Genomic DNA, 19,847 nt, shown 5'->3' with positions numbered 1-19,847 from the left:
TGATGGCGGCGATGCTCGCGGCGGGGTTCGTCGCATTGATCGGACAACAGGCGACCGCGGCCGAACCGGTAACGGTGGACAATTTCAACCGAGCGGAAAGCGATCTCTATTTCGGAGGCGTCCTCAAGGAGGCCGGCGCGCTCGGAACGTTCCATCATAGCCGCGAGCCGGCGAACATAGACCACCAGACGGTCATCCGCCTCAACCGCGACACGCTCTATTCGTCGGCTTTGTTCGATCTCGACGCCGGGCCCGTGACCGTCACCCTGCCGGACGCGGGCGAGCGCTTTATGTCGATGCAGGTGATCAGCGAGGATCACTATGTTCCCGAGGTGAACTACGGCGCGGGCGGCTATACGCTCGACAAGGAGAAGGTCGGCACTCGCTACGTCGTCGTGGCGATCCGCACGCTGGTCGATCCTGCCGATCCCGAGGACGTCAAGGACGTGCATGCACTTCAGGACGCGATCAAGGTCGAACAGGCAAGCGCCGGCACCTTCGAGATTCCCGACTGGGACCAGGCCAGTCAGAAGAAGGTGCGCGATGCGCTTCTGGTTCTGGCGACGACGATTCCCGACTTCAAGGGCGCGTTCGGCACGAAGGACGATGTCGATCCCATCCGTCACCTGCTCGGAACCGCTGCGGGCTGGGGCGGCAATCCGGACAAGGACGCCACCTACCTCAACATCACGCCGGCCAACAATGACGGCACCACCGTCTACAGGCTCAACGTCAAGGACGTGCCGGTCGACGGCTTCTGGTCGGTCAGCCTCTACGACGCCGAGGGCTACTACGAAAAGAACGAGTACAACGCCTATTCGATCAACAACATCACCGCCAAGAAGAGCGACGGCGGCGCGATAGACATCCAGTTCGGCGGGTGCGACGGCAAGGTGCCGAACTGCCTGCCGATCATGAAGGGCTGGAACTACACGGTCAGGCTCTACCGCCCACGCGAAGAGATCCTGAACGGGACGTGGCAATTTCCGGAGCCCCAGCCGGCCGGCTGAAGGACAAGGGCACCGCCGGCCGTACACTAACGCTGTACGGCCCTAAAAACCGCGAGGCGAACGATGCGGAAACTGAAACTGATCATTCCTGCCGGCCTCGCGCTCCTTGCATCGCCGGCACTCGCCGACACTCCTGACGACATCGTCGACCTGCTGGGGGCGCGGGCGCCCGGCGCGGAGACCCAGATGCAGACGCGCGGCTATGCCGATGTCGGCGGCAACAACATCTGGTGGAACGCAAAGACCGGCGTCTGCGTGAAGGTGCACGTGTCACAGGGACGCTACAAGACGATCGACATGCTGCCGGACGGCGACTGCGGCATGAAGGCGATGGAGGAAAGCGACGCCGCAGCGCCGGGCGAACCCTCCAAGGCGGCGGTGGACGCCTGCATGAACAGCGCCGACGAATACCAGGAGGAGCCGGACGGTTCGAGCGTGATGAAGCACGCCAAGCGGTCGGGCGCGAACTGGGTGCTGACCATGGACACCGGCGGCGACAGCTCGCACTGCACGGTGACCGACGCCGGCGACGTCATCAGCATGGACCGGTAGGCAGGCCGAGGCTCGCGATCAGGAACGCCCCGCGCCGGTACGCCGATTTCGGAGCCTCGGCGCATCTTTCAGCCGCAATGGCAGGTAGATTTGACGGCAGATCGACGCCGCGACGTCTCGGGCACGGCCACCTGGCCGAACGGGATCGCGGCCGATGACGGACGCAGGGCAGACACGGATATTTGCGGGATGGACGCTTGAAGCCGGGTGTAATTCATTCCACATCGGTTCCGATGAAGGACGATCTGCAGAATCCGGGCCTTGCGTCGAGATGGGCCTTGCCGGTTTCGCTGGCCGTCCATCTATCCATCGCTGCGCTGGTGATATTCGGGCTGCCGGTGTCGCTGTTCCAGCCGGAGGAGGAACAGGCCGTCGACGTCGAGCTCGTGCAGCCGCCCGAACAGCAGGAAGAAGCGAAGGCCGAGCCGCCGCCGCAGGAAAAGGCTGAAGAGCCCGAGCCGGAAAAACCCGAGGAGCCGGAACAGGCGGCGGAGGAGAAGCCGCCTCCGACCGGCGATGAGGCAGACGGCCAGCAGGCCGCCCCTGAGGTCATCAGCCCGGTCTTCCAGTTCGGCGAGAAGGATGCCGGGCCTCGCCAGGCCCTGGACGGCAACAGCCCGGAGGAAGGTTCGGCGTCGCCGGAAGCAGAGCGCGAAGCCGAAAAGCCGGAGCCCGTGCAGCCGCCTGCCCTGACGGCGGACGGGTCGGAGAACCAGCTTCCGCCGCCCGGAGAGCCGGAGGCCGCGGCGCCGGACCCGGCAGAAGCCGCCAAGGCGGAAGAAGGCGCCGAGCCGAAGGAGGCCGAAAGGCTGTACTCGCAACAGGCCACCGGCGACGTGATCGCGACCAGCGCGATGGGCAGGCTGCCGCGCGGCGTCAGGGGCGGCCGGCTCTGCGTCACCGAACTGCGCGAGCAGTTGCGCAACACGTGGCCGCCCTACTTCCCTGATCTCCTGCCATCCTTCCGGCTGGATGACGGCGCGGAGGTCATCGACGCCCAGAAGGCCGCCTTCCGCGTCGGCGGAGAATGGTACGATTTGAGCTATCGCTGCGAGGTAGATGCGGACGCGACCCGGGTGGTGGGTTTCGCCTTCCGTGTCGGCGACCTGCTGCCGCCAGCCGAGCGCGAGCGCCGCCGGCTGCCCTCCCGGTAGGCCGGGTCAGGCCTTGCGGTCGAGCGTCTCGAGCTTGCGGTCGAGATCGGAAAGCTCGCGGTAGAGCTCGTCGAGCAGGTCGTCGACCGCGTTCATCTTCTCGCCGGCGACGGCAAAGATTTCCTGCGCCGCGCCCCGGACTTTCGGGTCCGCGACGCCCTCCAGGATGAGGTCGAGGCCGTCATAGCGGTAGCGAGCATGAAGCAGCGCGTCCTTGAGGTCGATGACCTGCCTGCGGACGGGGTCGAGCAGTTCTCCCAGATCGGTCATGATTCCACCTCCGAGGGATATTCGGGGGCAGACTGCCACATCGCCGCGCCGGGAGGAACGCCGGCGGCGGAGGAACGGGGCGGATATCGGGACCGGAGGGCCCGCAGGCTACCGGCACTGCTGGCGCGGGCCGCCGCCATAGGGCTGGTAGCTGTTGTCCTCGGGGCGGTAGGAGCGGTAGCGGCTGAAGCAGTAGCTCACATGGTCGTCCGAGGCGAAGGCGGCCGGGCCGTCCGAGGCATATTGCACCGCGGGTTCCGCGAGGAGCTCCGGATAGCTCTCGGCGAGCGGGGACGACACGTCTTCGGCGGTGGCGGCAAGGTCGCCGGAGAACGGCGAGACGCAGGGCTGCTGGTCGCCGCTGTAGGACGTGTAGCTGTCGTCCTCCGGACGATAGGAGCGGTAACGGTCGGCGCACCAGGCGAGATGGGCCGCCGACAGTTCGTTCGAGGGGTATTCGTCAGGGGGCACGCGATCCTCGCGGGCGCCCTCGCCTACCGCCGCCTGAACCGAACCGGTGACGAAATCGTCCACCGCGCCGGTGGCGGGATTCCGGGCCGGGTCGGCGGCATTCCCGTCGGTCAGCTTAGGATCGGAAGGTGTCTCGGCCGGCAGCCGTTCGAGATGCTGCGCCGCCCTGTCCACCTTGCGCGGCTCCGCCGTCCAGAGGTCGGCGACGTCGACGCTGGGGCCGGGCTGCTGTTCCGGCTCCACCGCGACCAGATAGATGGCAAGGGCGAGCCCGCCGGCAAACATGCCGAGCGACGCCCCAAAACCCGCAACGATCGCCAGCAGCGCCTTCACCCTGTGCTCCTTTTCCTTGTCCGCTAGAGAATGCACGGCGAGGGCTCCGGTTCCCCCGGAAGTTGCAGGTGCTAGGCGTCAGGCACGAACGGCGCTAGCCTCGCCTCGTGTTTGCGGGACCGGCAACACATGAGCAACACGTGGGGACACGCATGACGCACGACGTCGTCTTTCTCCTGGATGTCGACAACACGCTGCTCGACAACGACCGCGTCGCCGACGACCTCCGGGCGCATCTGACCGGCAATTTCGGCAGGGCGGGAGAACTCTACTGGAGGCATTTCGAAAGGCTGAGGGAGGAACTCGGCTATGCCGACTATCTCGGCGCGCTGCAGCGCTACCGGGCCGACCTCGAAGAGAACGGCGAGGCGGCGCACCGGCTGCTCTCGGTTTCCGGCTTCCTGATCGACTATCCGTTCGCCGACCGGCTCTATCCGGGCGCGCTGGCGGTGCTGGACAGGCTCGCGAAAACCGGGCCGACGGTGATCCTGTCGGATGGCGACGTGGTGTTCCAGCCGCGCAAGGTGCAGCGCTCGGGCATCTGGAAGGCGGTGGACGGCCGCGTGCTGATCTTCGTTCACAAGGAGGAGATGCTCGCGACGGTCGAGCGCGAATTTCCGGCAAGGCGCTACGTGCTGATCGACGACAAGCAGCGCATCCTCGATGCGGTGAAGAAGGTCTGGGGCGAGCGGCTGGTGACGGTGTTCCCGCGCCAGGGGCATTATGCGCTCGACCCGGCCAATGCGGGAAAATACCGCGCGCCGGACGTCACGGTGGAGGGGATAGGCGACCTGCTGGGGTTGGACATCGAGGCGCTGGCGCGTCGTTGATGCCGGGCCCGCCTTAGCGCTCGACGGCAGGCTCCCCGAGCATGTATTCTCGCATGGCGTTCCCGGGCGGGGCGCCGGAGGATGCGCCATGAGCGAAGCTTCCCGACATGACGCCTGGCAGGCAGGCGACGCCTACGAATTCTACATGGGCCGATGGAGCCGGCGCATCGCCCCGCTCTTCCTCGACCTCCTGGCGCTGCCGCGCGAACTCGACTGGCTGGAGGTCGGCTGCGGCACCGGCGCGCTGTCGGCGGCGATCCTTGCGCACTGCGATCCGGAAAGCCTTGTCGCCGTCGATCCCTCCGAAGGGTTTCTCGCCAAGGCACGGGCAAGCGTTCCCGACCAGCGCGCCGACTTCCGCCAGGGGGACGCGCAGGCGCTGCCTGTGGAGACGGCCAGCCGCGACGCCGTCGTCTCGGCGCTGATGCTGAATTTCGTGCCCGACAGGGTGAAGGCGGTCGGCGAGATGAAGCGCGCGGCGCGGCCGGGCGCCACCGTCGCCTTCTATGTCTGGGACTATCCCGGCGCCGGGCTGGAATTCCTGCGCGCCTTCTGGCGGGAGGCCGCGGCACTCGACGCCAAGGCGGGCGAGCTGACCGAGGACCGGCGTTTTCCCTTCTGCACGCCGGACGCGCTGACCGCGACGGCTCGGGAGGCCGGACTGGCGGGCGCGGCCTGCGAGGCGCTCGAGGCGCCGACGGTGTTTTCGGATTTCGACGATTACTGGCGGCCCTTCACGCTGGGCGCCGGTCCGGCGCCGGGCTATGTCGCCAGCCTCGCGCCCGACGCACGGCAGCGCCTGAAGGACCGGCTGGAGGCCAGGCTGCCGCGCAGCGACGACGGCTCCATCGCGCTGAAGGCGCGCGCATGGGCGGTGAAGGCCAAGGTGGACTGAGGTCTGGCGGTTTCAGCCGATGCCGGCCGCCTGAGCTGAACCTCGACAGCCCTAGCCGATGAGCAGTTCGTCGTCGTCGATGGTCTGGCCGCGGATGCGGCGGAACATCTCGATCAGATCTTCGACCTGCATGCCCTTACGCTCGTCCCCGCGGACGTCGAGCACGATCTCGCCGCCATGCAGCATGATGGTGCGGTCGCCGAAATCGAGCGCCTGACGCATGGAATGGGTGACCATCAGCGTCGTCAGCTTGCGTTCCGCGACAAACTTCTCGGTCAGCTTCATGACAAATTCGGCCATGCCGGGGTCGAGCGCGGCGGTATGCTCGTCGAGCAGCAGCATATCGGATCCGGTGAGCGTGGCCATGACCAGCGACACCGCCTGCCGCTGCCCGCCGGACAGCAGGTCCATGCGGTCGCCGAGACGGTTCTCGAGGCCGAGATTGAGGTCGGCAACGCGCTCGCGGAACATCGCGCGGCGTCCCGCATTGAGCGCCATCGTCAGGCCGCGACGCCGGCCGCGCCGTTCGGCCAGCGCCAGATTCTCCTCGATGGTCAGCGCGCCGCAGCTTCCCGCCAGCGGGTCCTGGAACACGCGCGCCACCAGCTCGGCGCGCCGCGCGGTCGGCTTGTGGGTGACGTCCACGCCGCCGATGAGCACCTGCCCGGTGCTCGGCGCGATGTCGCCGGCAAGCACGCCGAGCAGGGTCGACTTGCCAGCCCCGTTGGAGCCGATCACGGTGACGAACATGCCCTCGTCAATCTCGAGATTGATGCCGTTCAGCGCCCTCTTCTCGAGCGGGGTGCCCTTACCGAACACGACGCCTATGTTGCGGAGCGAGATCATCGGTTACCTCCGCGGCGAAGACGGGGCAGCACGAGGGCGAAGGTGACGAGCACGGCCGTCACCAGGTTGAGGTCGGAGGCCTGCAGGCCGAGCGCGTCGCTGGAAAGCGCGAGCTGGATGGCGATGCGGTAGAGGATGGAGCCGATGACGCAGCCGATCAGCGCAATGAGGATGCCGCGTGCGCCGAGCAGCGTCTCGCCGATGATGACCGCAGCCAGTCCCACCACGATGGTGCCTACGCCCGAGGTGACGTCGGCAAAGCCGTTGGTTTGTGCGAACAGCGCCCCGCCCAGCGCCACCAGCGCGTTGGAGATGGCCATGCCGAGATAGATCTGCCCGGCGGTGTTGACGCCCTGCGCCCGCGCCATCCGGGGATTGGCGCCGGTGGCCCGCATGGCGAGCCCGGCGTCGCTGACGAGGAAGCGCCACACGACGAGAAGCGCGATCACGGCAAGGATGCCGACGAAGAGCGGGCGGACCAGATAGCTGCTGAGGCCGAACCCGTAGAAGGGCGTGAGCATCGTGTCGGCGTTGATCAGCGCCACGTTCGGCTTGCCCATCACCCTGAGGTTGACGGAAAACAGCGCGATCATGGTCAGGATCGATGCCAGGAGGTGCAGGATCTTGAAGCGCACGTTGAGCAGGGCCGTGACCAGCCCCGCGGCGGCGCCGGCGGCCATCGCCACGAGCGCGGCCAGCCACGCATTGAGGCCGGCGAGGATCAGCACCGCCGTCACGGCGGCGCCGAGCGGAAACGAACCGTCGACCGTTAGGTCGGGGAAATCGAGCACCCGGAAGGCCAGATAGACACCGAGCGCCACGAACGCGTAGACGAGCCCCAGCTCGACGGCGCCCCAAAAAGCGATCTGGCTCAAGATTGCCTGCCTTTCAGCAGCATGCGCATCTCACGGATACTCCTGCGGCGGGCCTTCCGATCCGGGCTTGCCCCGCGGAGCCGCACGCCGGACGGGAAAAACGAGGCCGGGCGATCCCTGGATCGCCCAGCCGTCCTGTCAGTCGATCACCTTGGTGGCGCGCGAAACGACGCTTTCGGGCAGCTCGAGCCCGATCTTCTGCGCCGCCGACTTGTTGACGACCAGATCGGTGCCCTTGGCAACCTCGACCGCGATGTCGCCGGGCTTCTCGCCCTTGAGGATGCGCACCACGACCTCGCCGGTCTGCTTGCCGACGTCGTAGTAGTTGAAGCCAAGCGCGGCGATCGAACCGCGGCTGACCGAATCCGTGTCGGCCGTGAACAGCGGCATCTTGGCTTCCTCGGCTACCGCCACCGCAGCCTCGAGGGCCGAGATGATGGTGTTGTCGGTCGGTACGTAGACGGCGTCGACCCGGCCAACCAGCGCGCGGGCGGCGCCCTGCACCTCGGCCGTCTTGGTGGCGGCGGACTCGACCACCGTGATGCCGGCGGGCTCGGCTGCTTCCTTCAGGGCGGCAAGCAGCGACACCGAGTTCGCCTCGCCGGAATTGTAGAGGTAGCCGATGGTCTTCACCTGCGGCAGGATTTCCTTGATCAGGTCGACATGGGCAGCGACCGGCGACATGTCGGAAAGGCCGGTGACGTTGCCGCCGGGCTTCTGCATGTCCTTGACGAGCTGTGCGCCGAGCGGATCGGACACCGCGGTGAACACCACCGGGATGTCCTGCGTGGCCGAAACCACGGCCTGGGCCGACGGCGTCGATATCGGAACGATGACGTTGGGCGCGTCGCCGACGAACTGGCGCGCGATCTGGGCAGCGGTGGCCGGGTTGCCCTGGGCCGACTGGTAGACAAAGGTCAGCCCCTCGCCTTCCTTGTAGCCGGCGGCGGCCAGCGCGTCCTTGACGCCGTCGCGCGTGGCGTCGAGCGCCGGATGCTCGACGATGGCGGTCACGGCGACCGTCACATCCTCGGCCTGCGCGGGAAGAACCAAGGCGGCGGATGCCGCCAGTGCAAGAAGCAGAGATTTCATCTCAAGTCCCTCAAAGATGGTTTCCCAGACCCCTAATTCATTCTTCTGCCCGATGAAAGCTTGCCCACGACAATTTTATCGGGCCACGCGTTGACTGCCTTCCGCTAGGAAAGCTCACTTCTTCTGCGGGTAGATCGTCACGCCGCGCTTCAGCATGGCGACGAAGGTCTCGATCTTCTTCCTGCGGCCGGCTTCGGTCTTCATGTTGCCGACGCGGAAGGCGAGCGCGAAACGGTTCTGCGCGCTGAGCCGCGCCAGCATCGCCTTCGCTTTCGGCTCGGCGTCGATGGCGGCCTGCAGGTCGCCGGGGATGGTCATGTCCTTTCCGCTCGCATAGGCGCGGTCCCAGCGGCCGTCGGCCTTGGCCGCCTCGACATGCTTCAGCCCGTGCTCGGTCATGCGGCCCTCCCCGACGAGGCGCGTGACATTGTCGACGTTGATCTGGCTCCAGGTGCTTTTCGCGCCGCGCGGCGTGTAGCGCTGCAGATAGCTCTTCTCGTCGAACCCCTTGCGGATGGCGTCGATCCAGCCCCAGCAGAGCACGACGTCGATCGCCTCCTTCGGAGTGATCGATGCTAGCCCGGAACCGACCTTGTGGATCTTGATCCAGACCTCGTCGGTCCGGTCGTGGTTCCTGCCGAGCCATTCGTAGAAGGCGCCGGCGGTCTCGAACTCGCGGACCTTGCGGGGATCGACGGTAACGGGAGCCATCAGCCGGCCCAGAGGCTGGAGGAAGAGATCGGCGACGAAAGAGGACGCATCTACGGCCTGCGACTGGTTGCGACGACGTGTTATAGCCGTCCGGACGCGCCGGGGTGAAGCAGGGCGTGCAAGGTCAACTGCCATGAAAGGCCGGAAGGAAATGCCGCAATCTGAAAGGGGCATGGCATGAGTTCGCTGTTCGCAGGGACCGCACTCCTGCCGGACGGCTGGGCCAAGGACGTGCGCATCGAGACAGGTGGCGGGCGGATCGCTTCGGTGACGGCTGGAGCGGCGGCGAGGGCCGGCGACGAGCGCTGCGCGATCCTCGTGCCGGGCATGCCCAACCTGCACAGCCACGCCTTCCAGCGCGGCATGGCGGGGCTGGCCGAGACGCGCGGGCCGGGCGCCGACAGCTTCTGGTCGTGGCGCGAGGTGATGTACCGCTTCGCGCTGTCGATGACGCCGGACCAGGTGGAGGCGGTAGCCTGCCAGCTCTATGCGGAGATGCTGGAGGCGGGGTTCACCCGCGTCGGCGAATTCCACTATCTGCACCACGATGTCGACGGGCGGCCCTATACTGATATCGCCGAGATGGCGGCGCGGATCGCGGCAGCCGCGAGCGAGACAGGCATCGGGCTGACGCTGTTGCCGGTGTTTTACGCGCACTCGGGTTTCGGGGGGCAGACGCCGAGCGAGGGACAGCGCCGTTTCATCAACGATCTCAACGGCTTCTCCCGCCTGTTTGAATCAAGCCGGAAGGCGGTTGAATCAGTTCCTGAAGCGGTGGTCGGCGTGGCGCCGCACAGCCTGCGCGCGGTGACGCCGGAAGAACTGGCGGCGGTCACGGCGCTGGTCGCGGGCGGCCAAAAGGGCCGGATCCACATCCATGCCGCCGAGCAGATGCGCGAGGTCGAGGACTGCCAGGCATGGTCCGGCGCGCGACCGGTGGAGTGGCTGCTGGCCAATGCCGGCGTCGACGGCAACTGGTGCCTGATCCACGCCACCCACATGACCGATGCCGAGACCGCGGGCATGGCGAAGGCCGGCGCGGTGGCCGGGCTCTGCCCGATCACCGAGGCCAATCTCGGCGACGGCACCTTTCCGGGACCGCTTTTCCTGGAGAGCGGCGGGCGCTTCGGCATCGGCTCGGATTCCAACGTGCTGATCGGGCTGGCCGACGAATTGCGCCAGCTCGAATATTCGCAGCGCCTCGCCCGGGAGGCGCGCAACGTGCTGGCGAGACCCGGCCAGTCGAACGGGCGGGCGCTGTTCGACGCGGCGGTTGCCGGCGGAACCGTCGCTCTGGGCGCGGGCGGCGGTGGGCTGGCCGAAGGCGCGCCGGCCGACTTCGTGTCGCTCGATCCGTCGCATCCGACGCTCGCCGGCAAGGACGAGGACGCCATCCTCGACGCCTGGATCTTTGCCGGCGGCGCGAGGGTGGACTGCACCTGGGTGCGCGGGCAGAAGCTGGTCGAGGGCGGCCGGCATATACGCGCCGACGCCATTGCCAAGCGGTTCCGGAAGGTCATGATGGACCTGGCGGCCGGCTAGCGGGCCGATTCCAAGCAGAGTACCGGACCGAAGCCGCAAGACGGCTTCCGGACGATCCGGTGACGGCATAGAAAGCGGAGCAGCAGGACAGGATGGACGCCGAAGCGGACGCAAAGGGAGTGTCGCTCTACCAGCGCATCCTGTCCGACATTCGCGGCCGCATCCTGTCGGGCGAATGGCCGCCCGGCCACCGCATTCCCTTCGAGCATGAACTGTCGGCCGAATACCATTGCTCGCGCATGACCGTGAACAAGGCGATGTCGGAGCTTGCGCGGAGCGGGTTGATCGAGCGGCGCCGGCGCTCCGGTAGCTTCGTCAGGCGGCCGCAGAGCCAGGCGGCTATCCTGGAGATCCACGACATCAGGACGGAGGTCGAGGCGCTGGGCCTGCCCTATCGCTATGAACTCGCGTCGCGCAAGCAGCGTCTGGCGGCCGACGACGAAGACGGTTTTCCGGCAGGCACGGGGCTGGTCGAGCTGGTCTGCCGGCATTTCGCCGGGGCAGCCCCCTTCTGCCTGGAGGAACGCGCGATCAGCCTGGCGGCGGTGCCGGAGGCTGCCGACGAAAAATTCGAGACGGCCGTGCCGGGGCCCTGGCTGCTGTCCCGCGTGCCCTGGAACGCCGCCGAGCACACGATCCGCGCGGTGGCGGCGGACGAGCATGTGGCGAAGATGCTGGACGTGCCGCGCCACAGCCCCTGCCTCGTCGTGCAGCGGCGCACCTGGGGTGGCGACGACATGCCGGTGACGGATGTCCGGCTGACCTATGCCGGCGAGACGCATTCGCTGATGGCGCGGTTCGCGCCGCAGGCGGGATAGGCGGCGGCCCGACGGTCATCTTGCCGCAGAGGCATGCGCCGCGTTTGCCGGGCAGGACGCGCATGCTAAAAACCCGGCAGGCGCGCGCCGGTTTCGGGACCGAATTTGCGCAAGAGCAAGGAGGTGGGACGTTTCCGGGACTATCCAGGACGGACGGAAATGCTCCAGGCGGCGCGCCTCATGAGACAGGGTGACAACAGGATCGGCATGGCAAGGCTCGCGGCTTTCGTCGCGGCGCTGGCGCTTGTCCTGCAGACGGCCCTCGCCATCGCCGCCCCGCCCGTCCAGCGCGACCTTTTCGGCAACGTCATCTGCGCGGAAGGCAGCACCGGCCACAGCCCATCCGGCCCGGGCCGCGACGGCGGCCACATGCCCGACTGCTGCATGCTTTCCTGCAGCGCCGCCTTCCAGACCGCCGCCGGCCTGCCCGTCGAGGTCGAATGGCCGGCCGTCGCGCTTGTCGGCGAGGAGATCAGCTTTCCGCCGCCGCAGCCCGTTTTCCCGCGCGAGCGGCGAACCCCGGCCAATCCCCGCGCTCCGCCTGCCGCCTGACAGCCGGACGCCGCGCTCCAACAAGGCGCGGCCGACCGAATGTCTGGCATGGTCCCTTCCAAAACCGGATTCCGGATCATGCCCTTGTCAGCAGCAGAGGTTCGCCGACCGCAGGACGCGGCGCGACACCATTCTTCGGAGCAATATGATGATCTTCTCTTTCCGCAACGCCGCCCTGCCCGCGGCCGCCTTCGCCTTGGCCCTGTCGTTCGCGCAGGCGGCGACGGCGCATGAATACAAGCTCGGCGATCTCGAGATCGGCCATCCCTGGTCGCGCGCGACGCTTCCCGGCGCCAAGGTCGCGGCCGGCTACCTGACCGTCAAGAACCACGGGTCGACGCCGGACAGGCTGGTCTCGGCGACCGCGGGGATCGCCGGCAAGGGCGAAATCCACGAGATGACGGTGAAGGACGGCGTGATGAACATGCGGCCGGTCACCGGCGGGGTGGAAATCCCGGCCGGCGGCGAGGTCAAGCTCGAGCCGGGCTCCTACCATCTGATGTTCATGGAGCTGAAGGCGCCGGCGGTCGAGGGCGTGAAATTCCCGGGCACGCTGACCTTCGAGAAGGCCGGCACGGTGGAGGTCGAGTTCGCCGTCGAAAAGGCCGGCGGCAAGGAAGCCGACCACTCGGCGCACTAGTACGACGAACGCCCGAATAGCGTTCGCCGTTCTATCTCTTTGTTCGGCATCGGATTTATCCGAAAACCGCTTCGCACTTTTCGGTCCGATGCTGTCGAGCCAAGACCGAGACGCCCGGGGCGACGGGCGCCTCGCAAACGATCCTCTCCCCGGCTCGGGGAGAGGATGAGGCGATGGCGGTTTTACGCAGGAAATTAAGGCTTTCCGGACCGCCCTTCATGGACAAGGTTTTCAAAGATGCTTAGGTTGCCGGTCTCTCAACCGGCAGCCGACATACGCCTGTGACGGCCCGGTTCAGAATTGCGGGATTCCGGGGGGTTGTAATGGCACGGACCAGTCCGCTCGCACGGCCGAGCTGAACGGTGGCTATCGCCGTGAACGGATCGAAAGCCGCGGCCGACGGGCCGGGCCGACGGCTGCGCATTCCGCTGTCGCTGAAATTCGCCACTGCAATGGTGGCGCTTGCCCTGCTGCTGCTGGCGCTCGGCAGCGCGGCAGGCCTCTGGTGGGCCTATGACAATGCCCAGCGCAGCGCGTTCGCGGCGGAGCGCCAGAAGGCGGAGACGCTTGCCGGGCGCATCGGCGCGGCGGTGTCGGAACTGCAAAGCCAGATCGCCTGGACGACGCAGCCCGCCTGGACGAGCGCCGGCATCGAACAGCAGCGCGCCGACTTCACCCGCATGCTGAAGCAGTTCCCCGCCGTCACCGAGCTCTTCCATATCGACGGCAATGGTCTCGAGCAGCTCAAGGTGTCGCGCTTCGCACCCGATTCGATCGCCAGCCGCACCAACCACGCCAATGAGCCGCGCTTCACCGAAACGGTCAAGGCGCGGACATGGTTCGGCCCGGTCTATGTCCGCAACGGGGCCGAGCTTTCGACGACGATCGGCATGGCGCATCCGGGCGGCGGAGCCACCGTCGCCGAGATCGACCTCGCCTTCGTCGCGCAACTGGTGAACGCCGCCGGCGGAGAAGACGGCCGGGCATTCGTGGTCGACGGCACCGGTCGGCTGATCGCGCATCCTGAGAAGAACCCGATCGCCGGCGACAGCGACATGGCGGCGCTGCCGCAGGTGGCGGCGGCGCTCGCAGCCGCCGGCACCGGCACCACCGCCGACGCGCTGACCGAAGACGGCACGCCGGCGCTCGCCGCCTATGCCGAGGTCCCCGATACGGGCTGGCGGGTTATAGCGGAGACGCCGCGGAGCGCGGCGCTCGCGCCTTTCATGACACTGGCCTGGCAGTCGGCGCTGCTGGCGGCCGCCGGGCTGCTGGTCGCCGCCGCAGCCGGCATATGGCTGGCGCGCCGCGTCTCCGTTCCGATCCGAAAGCTGCAGGCCGGCGCCGAACAGCTCGGCGAAGGCGACCTGGCGCAGCGGGTCGTCCTGAACCGGCGCGACGAGATCGGCGCGCTGGCCGACCGCTTCAATACGATGGCGAGCCGGCTGCAGCAGAACCGGAAGGGGCTGGAGGCCGAGGTCGACGACCGAACGCAGGGCATGGACATCGCCCAACAGCAGGCCGGGCTGACGGTCGACATGCTGAAGACGATCAGCCGTACGGACTACCAGCTCGAGCGGGTGCTGGACGATCTGATCGGCTCGGCGGTGCGGCTGACGGAGGCCAATGTCGGCGCGGTATGGCTGCGCCAGGGCGATGCGTTCCGCCTCGCGGCTCAGCTCGGACACACCCGCGAATGGGCCGAGGCGGCGCGCAAGGAACCCTTCACGGCCGGGTCCGAGAAGCATGCGATGGCGGCGGCGGCGGCCTTCTCCGGACAGATCATCAATGTCGACGACGTGCTGCGCGACGTCCGCTTCGCCGGCGACTACGGCGAACGGCCCGCCTACAGCGACGAACGTTCGGCGCTCGCTTTGCCGCTCAAGCATGACGGCCGCGTCGAGGCCGTGTTCGCGCTGTCGCGCGCCGACCCCATCGCCTTCGGCGACCGGCAGGCGGCGGTGGCGGAGGATTTCGCCGACCAGGCGCTGATCGCCATCCGGCACATGAAGCTGCTCGACGAAATCGAGACGCGGGACCGCAAGCTGGCGCGGTCGTCCGAAGAGCAGATGGCGACGGACGATATATTGCGGGGGATCGCGAGGTCGCCGGCGAGCGCCGGACAAACACTCGACGCCATCGCCCGCAACGCCGCCCGGTTCTGCGACGCCCCCTATTGCCACATCGAGTTGTTCGACGGCGAGCGGCTGCATCTCAAGGCGGTGCACGGCTTGCCGCCGGAGGCGATCGAGCTTGCGACGAGGACATTCCCGGCCGAGCCGGTGCCGGGCACGGCCGCCGCGCGAGCGATGGAAACCCGCGGCGTGGTCGAGATCGCCGACATCGAGGCAGAGCAAGAAGCAGGCCCGCTGTCCGCGCAGCTCGGCTCGAAGAGCCTGGTGGCGGTACCGCTGCTGAGCAACGGCCGGCCGATCGGCGTGCTGACCGTCGAAAGGCCGGAGGCAGGCGCCCTGCCCGCCAGGCAGATCGAGCTGCTGAAGACCTTCGCGGACCAGACGGCGATCGCCCTGGAGAGCGCAAGGCTTTCCGGCGACCTCAATACGCGTACTTCGGGGCTCGCCGCTTCGCTCGACCGCGAAACCGCCACCGGCGCCCTGCTCCGGGCGGTCAGCCGGACGGACTACGATCTGGACGCGATGCTGGCCGGGCTGGCCGGACGGGCAGCCCGCGAATGCGCCGCGGACGACGCGCAGTTCTTCCGTCTCGACGGCACGGTCTTGCGCGACGCCTCGGGCGCAGAAGCCCCCACCGAGGGCCATGCCAGCCTTGCACGCCGCGTCGTCGCCGGGGCTGCTGGGCTCAGCCTGACCGACGCGTGGCAGGACCCGGAGCACTCCGGAAAATTCGCCGGGACCCGCTCGATGCTGGGGCTGCCGCTGCTCGCGAAGGGCGAGATGGTCGGCGTGATGACGCTGGCCCGCAGCCAGGTGCTGCCGTTCGACGAGGAGCAGGGAAGGCTCGCCGCGGAACTGGCCGACCAGGCGGCGCTTGCCATCGCCGGCACGCAGTTGCCGACCGAGATCGCAACGCGCACGGCCGAACGCGACGAGTGGCGGCAACGCCATGCCGCCGACCTGGAAGAGGCCGAGCAGCGGCGCACGGCAGAGATGGACGAGACCCTGCGGCGGCACGCCGCCGAGGTGGAGGATACCCGCCAGCGGCACGAGGCGGAGCTTGCCGAGACGAACCGCCTGCACGCCGAGGCGCTTGGCGAACGCACGGCCGAGCGCGACGAGTGGCGCCAGCGCCATGCCGCGGACCTGGAAGAGGCCGAGCGGCGGCGCGTGGCCGAGATGGACGAGACGCTCCAGCGGCATGCCGCCGAGGTGGAAGAGACCCTTCAGCGACACACCGCCGAGGTGGAGGAGACCGGCCAGCAGCACGAGGCAGAGCTTGCCGAGGCAAACCGCCTGCATGCCGAGGAACTCGCCCAACGCACGGCCGAGCGCGACGAATCGCGGCAGCACCATGTCACCGACGTGGACGAGGCCGAGCGGCGGCGCGCGGCCGAGATGGACGAGACGCTTCAGCGGCACGCCGCCGAGGTGGAAGAAACCCGCCAGCAACACGAGGCGGAGCTTGCCGAGATGCGCCGCCTGCACGCCGAGGAACTCGGCGAACGCACCGCCGAGCGCGACGAGTCGCGCCAGCGCCATGTCGCCGACGTGGAAGCGGCGGAGCAGCGGCACGCAGCCGAGATCGGCGAGCTCCGCGAGCGTCACGCCGTCGAGTTGGCCGAGGCGCATGATCGGCGCGAGGCGGAGCTTGCCGAGACGCGCGGCCTGCACGCCGGGGAATTGAAAGGAACGATCGAGGCGCATGCCGCCGAGCTTGCCGAAACGATCGGGGTCTATACCGGCGAGCTGGACGGTGCGCGCAGGCTGCATGCCAGGGATCGCGAGACGGCGCGCCTGCAGCGCATGGCGGCCGGCGAGGCGCTGAAACACGTCGCCAATCCGGCGGACGGCCTCGGCGCCGTGCTCCAAGCAGTGGCCGATGCGGCTGCGCGGGCATGCGGCGCAAGCTCCGGCATATTGTTCGGCCAAGGCAGCGACGGAATCGAGGTCTACGCGACGGCGGGAATGCCGGAAGAAGACTCCGAGGCGACGCTCGCCGCGGCGCGCGACGCAGTGGCGGCCGCCGCGATCACGCAGAACAGGACCGTCCACCTCGCCGGCATGCCGGGCCAAGCGGCCTTCAACGCCGCGCTCGGCGTCCCGCTGCGCAAGGACGGCGCCGCGCAGGGAGCGCTGGTGCTGCTGCGCACCGAAGGAGAAGCCTTCGACGAAGAGACGGCAGCGCTGGCGGACAGCTTTGCCGACCAGGCGGCAATCGCGATGGAGACGGAACGGCTGTCCGGGCTCGCCGCGCTGCGCGCCGACCAACTCGAAGGCGCGCGGCAGTTCCGCGAAGCCGTTGCCCGGACGCTCGATCTCGTCGCCGATGTCGAGGCAGATCCCCGGCAGGCGCTCGACGCGGTCGTGGCGACCGCAGCCGAACTGTGCCGGGCGGAGGCCGCTGAGCTCAACCTTGCCGAGGGTGGAGCGCTCCTCCTCGTCGCCGTGGCGGGCACGGCGGGAGACAACTCTGCGGCGGAACACGCCATCGCGGAGGGGCGCATGATCCATGCCGCATCCTCCGTCGGCGCCGTGCTGGCCGTTCCGCTGATGCTCGGCGGCAAGGCGGCCGGCTCGCTGACCCTGCGGCGGCTGGCGGCCTTCGACGAAGGCGAGATCGAGCTGGCGCGCACGCTGGCAGCGCAGGCGGCCATCGCCATCGCCAAGACGCGGCTCGCCGGCGCTCTTTCAGAACGCACCCAAAGCCTCGGCCGCGCGCTGAACGAGCGGGAGACGACGGCACGCATGCTGGCTACCCTCGGCCGCTCGCGCTTCCACCTCGGCTCCGTCCTCGACACGCTGGCGCGGTCCGCAGCCGAATTCTGCGGCGCAGACAGGACGGCGATCTGCCTGGCGGACAATGGCGGCGCCCTTGCGAACGCCGGCAGCGCCGGTTTCCCGCAGGGATGGCTCGGCGACGAAGCGCATGCGCAGGCGGCAAACTTGGCAGCGCGCGCCGTCAGCGAAGCCGCGCCGCTGCAACTGTCGGACGATGCAGCCGCCGACAGCACGCTTGCCGTGCCGCTGATCGCGGAGCGCGGAGCGATCGGGGCGCTGGTGATCATCCGGCCGACGCCGTTCGGCGGACAGGACATCGCGGTGGCCTCGACGATAGCCGATCAGGCGGCAATCGCCGTCGGCAACGTGCGCCTAATAGACGAGGTGCGGGCTCGCAGGGCCGAGCTCGACGACGTGCTGCGGCAGCAGGCCGCCACCGCCGAGGGGTTGAAGACGATCGGCCGCTCGACCTTCGACCTCGACAAGGTACTGGCGTCGCTGGCGGCATCGGCGGCGGCGCTCTGCGGCGCCGGTACCTCCAGCATCCACCTTCTGCAGGACGGCGCTTATCATCTCGCTGCCGCCACCGGGTTCCGACCGGATCGGCTGGCGCAGGAAAAGACGAACCCCGTCCGACGGGGAGACAGCAGCTGGGCCGGCAACGCCGCGCTCGATCTGGCGGTCCTGCACGTACCTGATACGGCCAACGACAGCGACCACCCCGAGGTCGCGAAGACGAACGACATCGCTGCCGTGCTCTGCGTGCCGCTGCTGCGCGACGGCGCCGCCGTCGGCATCTTCACGCTGACGCGGCCGCTGCCCGGACCGTTCAGCGAGCGCGAGATCGGGCTCGTCCAGACCTTCGCCGACCAGGCGGCTGCCGCGATCGAGACCGTGCGCCTCGCCGACGAGGTCGAGACGCGCACCGCCGAGGTGAGCGAGACGCTGCGGCAGCAGACGGCGATAGCCTATGTGCTGAAGACGCTCGGCCGCTCGGCTTTCGACCTCGACAAGGTGCTGGGCACACTGACGGGGTCGGCGGCCGCGCTCTGCGGCACCGCGAGCGCCGAGATCTACAGGCTGGAGGACGGCGCCTATCGTCTCGGTGCGGCGACCGGCGAAGCCCGCGGGCCGCGACGCGACGACTGGATGGACCGCGCGGCGCTGGAGAAGGCGGTGGTGCATGTGCCTGATGTGAGCGAAGCGTCAGGCGGCGCCGGCTCGGGCGCATTCCTCTGCGTGCCGCTGCTGCGCGACGGTGCCGCTACCGGCGTCTTCGTGTTGACCCGGCCGCAACCGTTTACGGAACAGCAGATCGAGCTGGTGCGGGCTTTCGCCGACCAGGCGGTGATCGCGATCGAGACGAAGAAGCTTGCCGAAGAGGCGCAGGCGCGCGCCGACGAGCTGGCCGAAACCCGATACAGCCTGAACTCGCTGCAGAAACAGGTGGGCGGAATGGAGCGGCTCGCCTCGCTTGGCCAGCTCACCACCGGCATCGCAAACGAGATCAGGAGCTCGCTCGATTCGCTTGAGGACTACTCGGCGCTGTCGAACCGGCTGGTGAACGACATCCGCATGGTGCTGGAAGGCGCGGTGATCGACGGCGGCACCAGGGCCGAGGTCGAGGACCTCGGCGATACGCTGAAGGACCACCTCGACAAGGTGGTGGAGTTCGGCAGACGTGCGGATTCGATCGTCGTGACCATGCTGCGCCAAGACGACGGGGAGGACCAGGGCGGCCGCCGTCCGGTCGACATCAACGCCGTGGTCGACGAGAGCCTCGGCATCGCCTATCACGACGCGCGCGCCGAGCGGGCGGGCTTCGAGGTCAGGCTGGAGAAGGCGTACGACCCGGCGGCAGGCACGGTCGATCTCAACCCGAAGGAGATCATGCGCGCGCTGCTCAACGTGATGAGCAACGGCCTTCATGCGACGGCCCGGCGCAGCGCCGAAGGGAACGGCATCGCCTACCAGCCGGTGCTGGCGGCATCGACGAAGAACCTCGGCGACGCGGTCGAGATCAGGATCCGCGACAACGGGACGGGAATTCCGCCTGAGGTGAAGGCGAAGATGTTCAACCCGTTCTTCACCACCAAGCCATCGGGCGAAGGCACCGGCCTCGGCCTGTCGCTCAGCCGCGACATCATCGTCGAGCAGCATTCGGGCACGATCGACTGCGAGACCCAGCCCGGCGCATTCACCGAATTCCGCATCGTGCTGCCACGCGGCGGCGCGACGGCAAAGCGCGAGCCAGCCATGATGACGGAAGAGGATTCCGCCGCTTGACCGAATGGAATGAGTTTTCTATTTTTCAATAAATAGAAATCGAGTTGCGTGAAC

At 68.2% G+C, this 19,847-nt stretch carries 16 protein-coding genes; 10 read left to right on the top strand and 6 right to left on the bottom strand.

What is annotated here, in order from left to right; genetic code table 11:
* The first annotated feature begins 11 nt into the window (after positions 1-11).
* The 3 genes from D8676_RS08065 (at position 12) to D8676_RS08055 (ending at position 2,716) form a co-directional block, all read left to right on the top strand.
* On the top strand, positions 12-1,010 hold the full coding sequence (locus D8676_RS08065) for a DUF1254 domain-containing protein (RefSeq protein WP_245426682.1): 999 nt from the start codon (positions 12-14) through the stop codon (positions 1,008-1,010).
* 63 nt (positions 1,011-1,073) lie between these two features.
* Positions 1,074-1,562, top strand: a complete 489-nt coding sequence (locus D8676_RS08060; RefSeq protein WP_121580316.1) for a hypothetical protein — start codon at positions 1,074-1,076, stop codon at positions 1,560-1,562.
* Positions 1,563-1,759: 197 nt separating this feature from the next.
* The gene (locus D8676_RS08055; RefSeq protein WP_147448168.1) at positions 1,760-2,716 is read left to right on the top strand and encodes a DUF930 domain-containing protein; all 957 of its coding nucleotides are present in this window, start codon (positions 1,760-1,762) and stop codon (positions 2,714-2,716) included.
* Between the two features lie 6 nt (positions 2,717-2,722).
* Here the strand turns inward: D8676_RS08055 and D8676_RS08050 are convergent, their stop codons facing one another.
* Both D8676_RS08050 and D8676_RS08045 read right to left on the bottom strand, forming a co-directional pair.
* Entirely contained in the window at positions 2,723-2,986 is a 264-nt protein-coding gene (locus tag D8676_RS08050; RefSeq protein ID WP_121580314.1) for a hypothetical protein, read from the bottom strand.
* Between the two features lie 108 nt (positions 2,987-3,094).
* Entirely contained in the window at positions 3,095-3,826 is a 732-nt protein-coding gene (locus D8676_RS08045; RefSeq protein ID WP_245426664.1) for a BA14K family protein, read from the bottom strand.
* Between the two features lie 116 nt (positions 3,827-3,942).
* On the opposite strand from D8676_RS08045, the gene D8676_RS08040 reads away from it, so the two are divergent.
* On the top strand, positions 3,943-4,620 hold the full coding sequence (locus D8676_RS08040; RefSeq protein WP_121580312.1) for an HAD family hydrolase: 678 nt from the start codon (positions 3,943-3,945) through the stop codon (positions 4,618-4,620).
* A gap of 88 nt (positions 4,621-4,708) precedes the next feature.
* A complete protein-coding gene (locus D8676_RS08035) occupies positions 4,709-5,515 on the top strand; it encodes a class I SAM-dependent methyltransferase (RefSeq protein ID WP_121580311.1) in 807 nt (268 codons plus the stop codon).
* A 51-nt stretch (positions 5,516-5,566) separates the two neighbouring features.
* On the opposite strand, the gene D8676_RS08030 is transcribed toward D8676_RS08035, so the two are convergent.
* The 4 genes from D8676_RS08030 to D8676_RS08015 form a co-directional block, all read right to left on the bottom strand.
* A complete protein-coding gene (locus tag D8676_RS08030) occupies positions 5,567-6,361 on the bottom strand; it encodes an ABC transporter ATP-binding protein (protein ID WP_121580310.1) in 795 nt (264 codons plus the stop codon).
* On the bottom strand, positions 6,358-7,236 hold the full coding sequence (locus D8676_RS08025) for an ABC transporter permease (protein ID WP_121580309.1): 879 nt from the start codon (positions 7,234-7,236) through the stop codon (positions 6,358-6,360). The genes D8676_RS08030 and D8676_RS08025 overlap by 4 nt, the downstream gene beginning before the upstream one ends.
* A 138-nt stretch (positions 7,237-7,374) precedes the next feature.
* Positions 7,375-8,328, bottom strand: coding sequence for an ABC transporter substrate-binding protein (locus tag D8676_RS08020; RefSeq protein WP_121580308.1), 954 nt, complete (start codon positions 8,326-8,328; stop codon positions 7,375-7,377).
* 114 nt (positions 8,329-8,442) lie between these two features.
* The gene (locus D8676_RS08015) at positions 8,443-9,039 is read right to left on the bottom strand and encodes a YdeI/OmpD-associated family protein (protein WP_121580307.1); all 597 of its coding nucleotides are present in this window, start codon (positions 9,037-9,039) and stop codon (positions 8,443-8,445) included.
* A gap of 177 nt (positions 9,040-9,216) precedes the next feature.
* Between D8676_RS08015 and D8676_RS08010 the strand changes: the two genes are divergently transcribed.
* From D8676_RS08010 to D8676_RS07990, 5 genes are all read left to right on the top strand, one after another.
* Positions 9,217-10,581: a formimidoylglutamate deiminase gene (locus D8676_RS08010; RefSeq protein WP_121580306.1), complete on the top strand. Its 1,365-nt coding sequence runs from the start codon at positions 9,217-9,219 to the stop codon at positions 10,579-10,581.
* A 92-nt stretch (positions 10,582-10,673) separates the two neighbouring features.
* Positions 10,674-11,399, top strand: coding sequence for a histidine utilization repressor (gene hutC, locus D8676_RS08005; RefSeq protein ID WP_121580305.1), 726 nt, complete (start codon positions 10,674-10,676; stop codon positions 11,397-11,399).
* A 180-nt stretch (positions 11,400-11,579) separates the two neighbouring features.
* Positions 11,580-11,951 carry a DUF2946 family protein gene (locus D8676_RS08000; protein ID WP_147448167.1) on the top strand — a complete coding sequence of 124 codons (372 nt, stop codon included), beginning with the start codon at positions 11,580-11,582 and terminating at the stop codon, positions 11,949-11,951.
* Between the two features lie 148 nt (positions 11,952-12,099).
* Positions 12,100-12,591, top strand: a complete 492-nt coding sequence (locus D8676_RS07995; protein ID WP_121580303.1) for a copper chaperone PCu(A)C — start codon at positions 12,100-12,102, stop codon at positions 12,589-12,591.
* A gap of 374 nt (positions 12,592-12,965) precedes the next feature.
* Positions 12,966-19,793, top strand: a complete 6,828-nt coding sequence (locus tag D8676_RS07990) for a GAF domain-containing protein (protein WP_147448166.1) — start codon at positions 12,966-12,968, stop codon at positions 19,791-19,793.
* Positions 19,794-19,847: the final 54 nt, after the last annotated feature.

It is taken from the genome of Mesorhizobium sp. YM1C-6-2, from assembly GCF_003666685.1.
GTDB lineage: Bacteria > Pseudomonadota > Alphaproteobacteria > Rhizobiales > Rhizobiaceae > Mesorhizobium_K.
The sequence above is the reverse complement of the archived record's forward strand: the minus strand, read 5'-3'. Positions and strand labels throughout refer to the sequence as shown.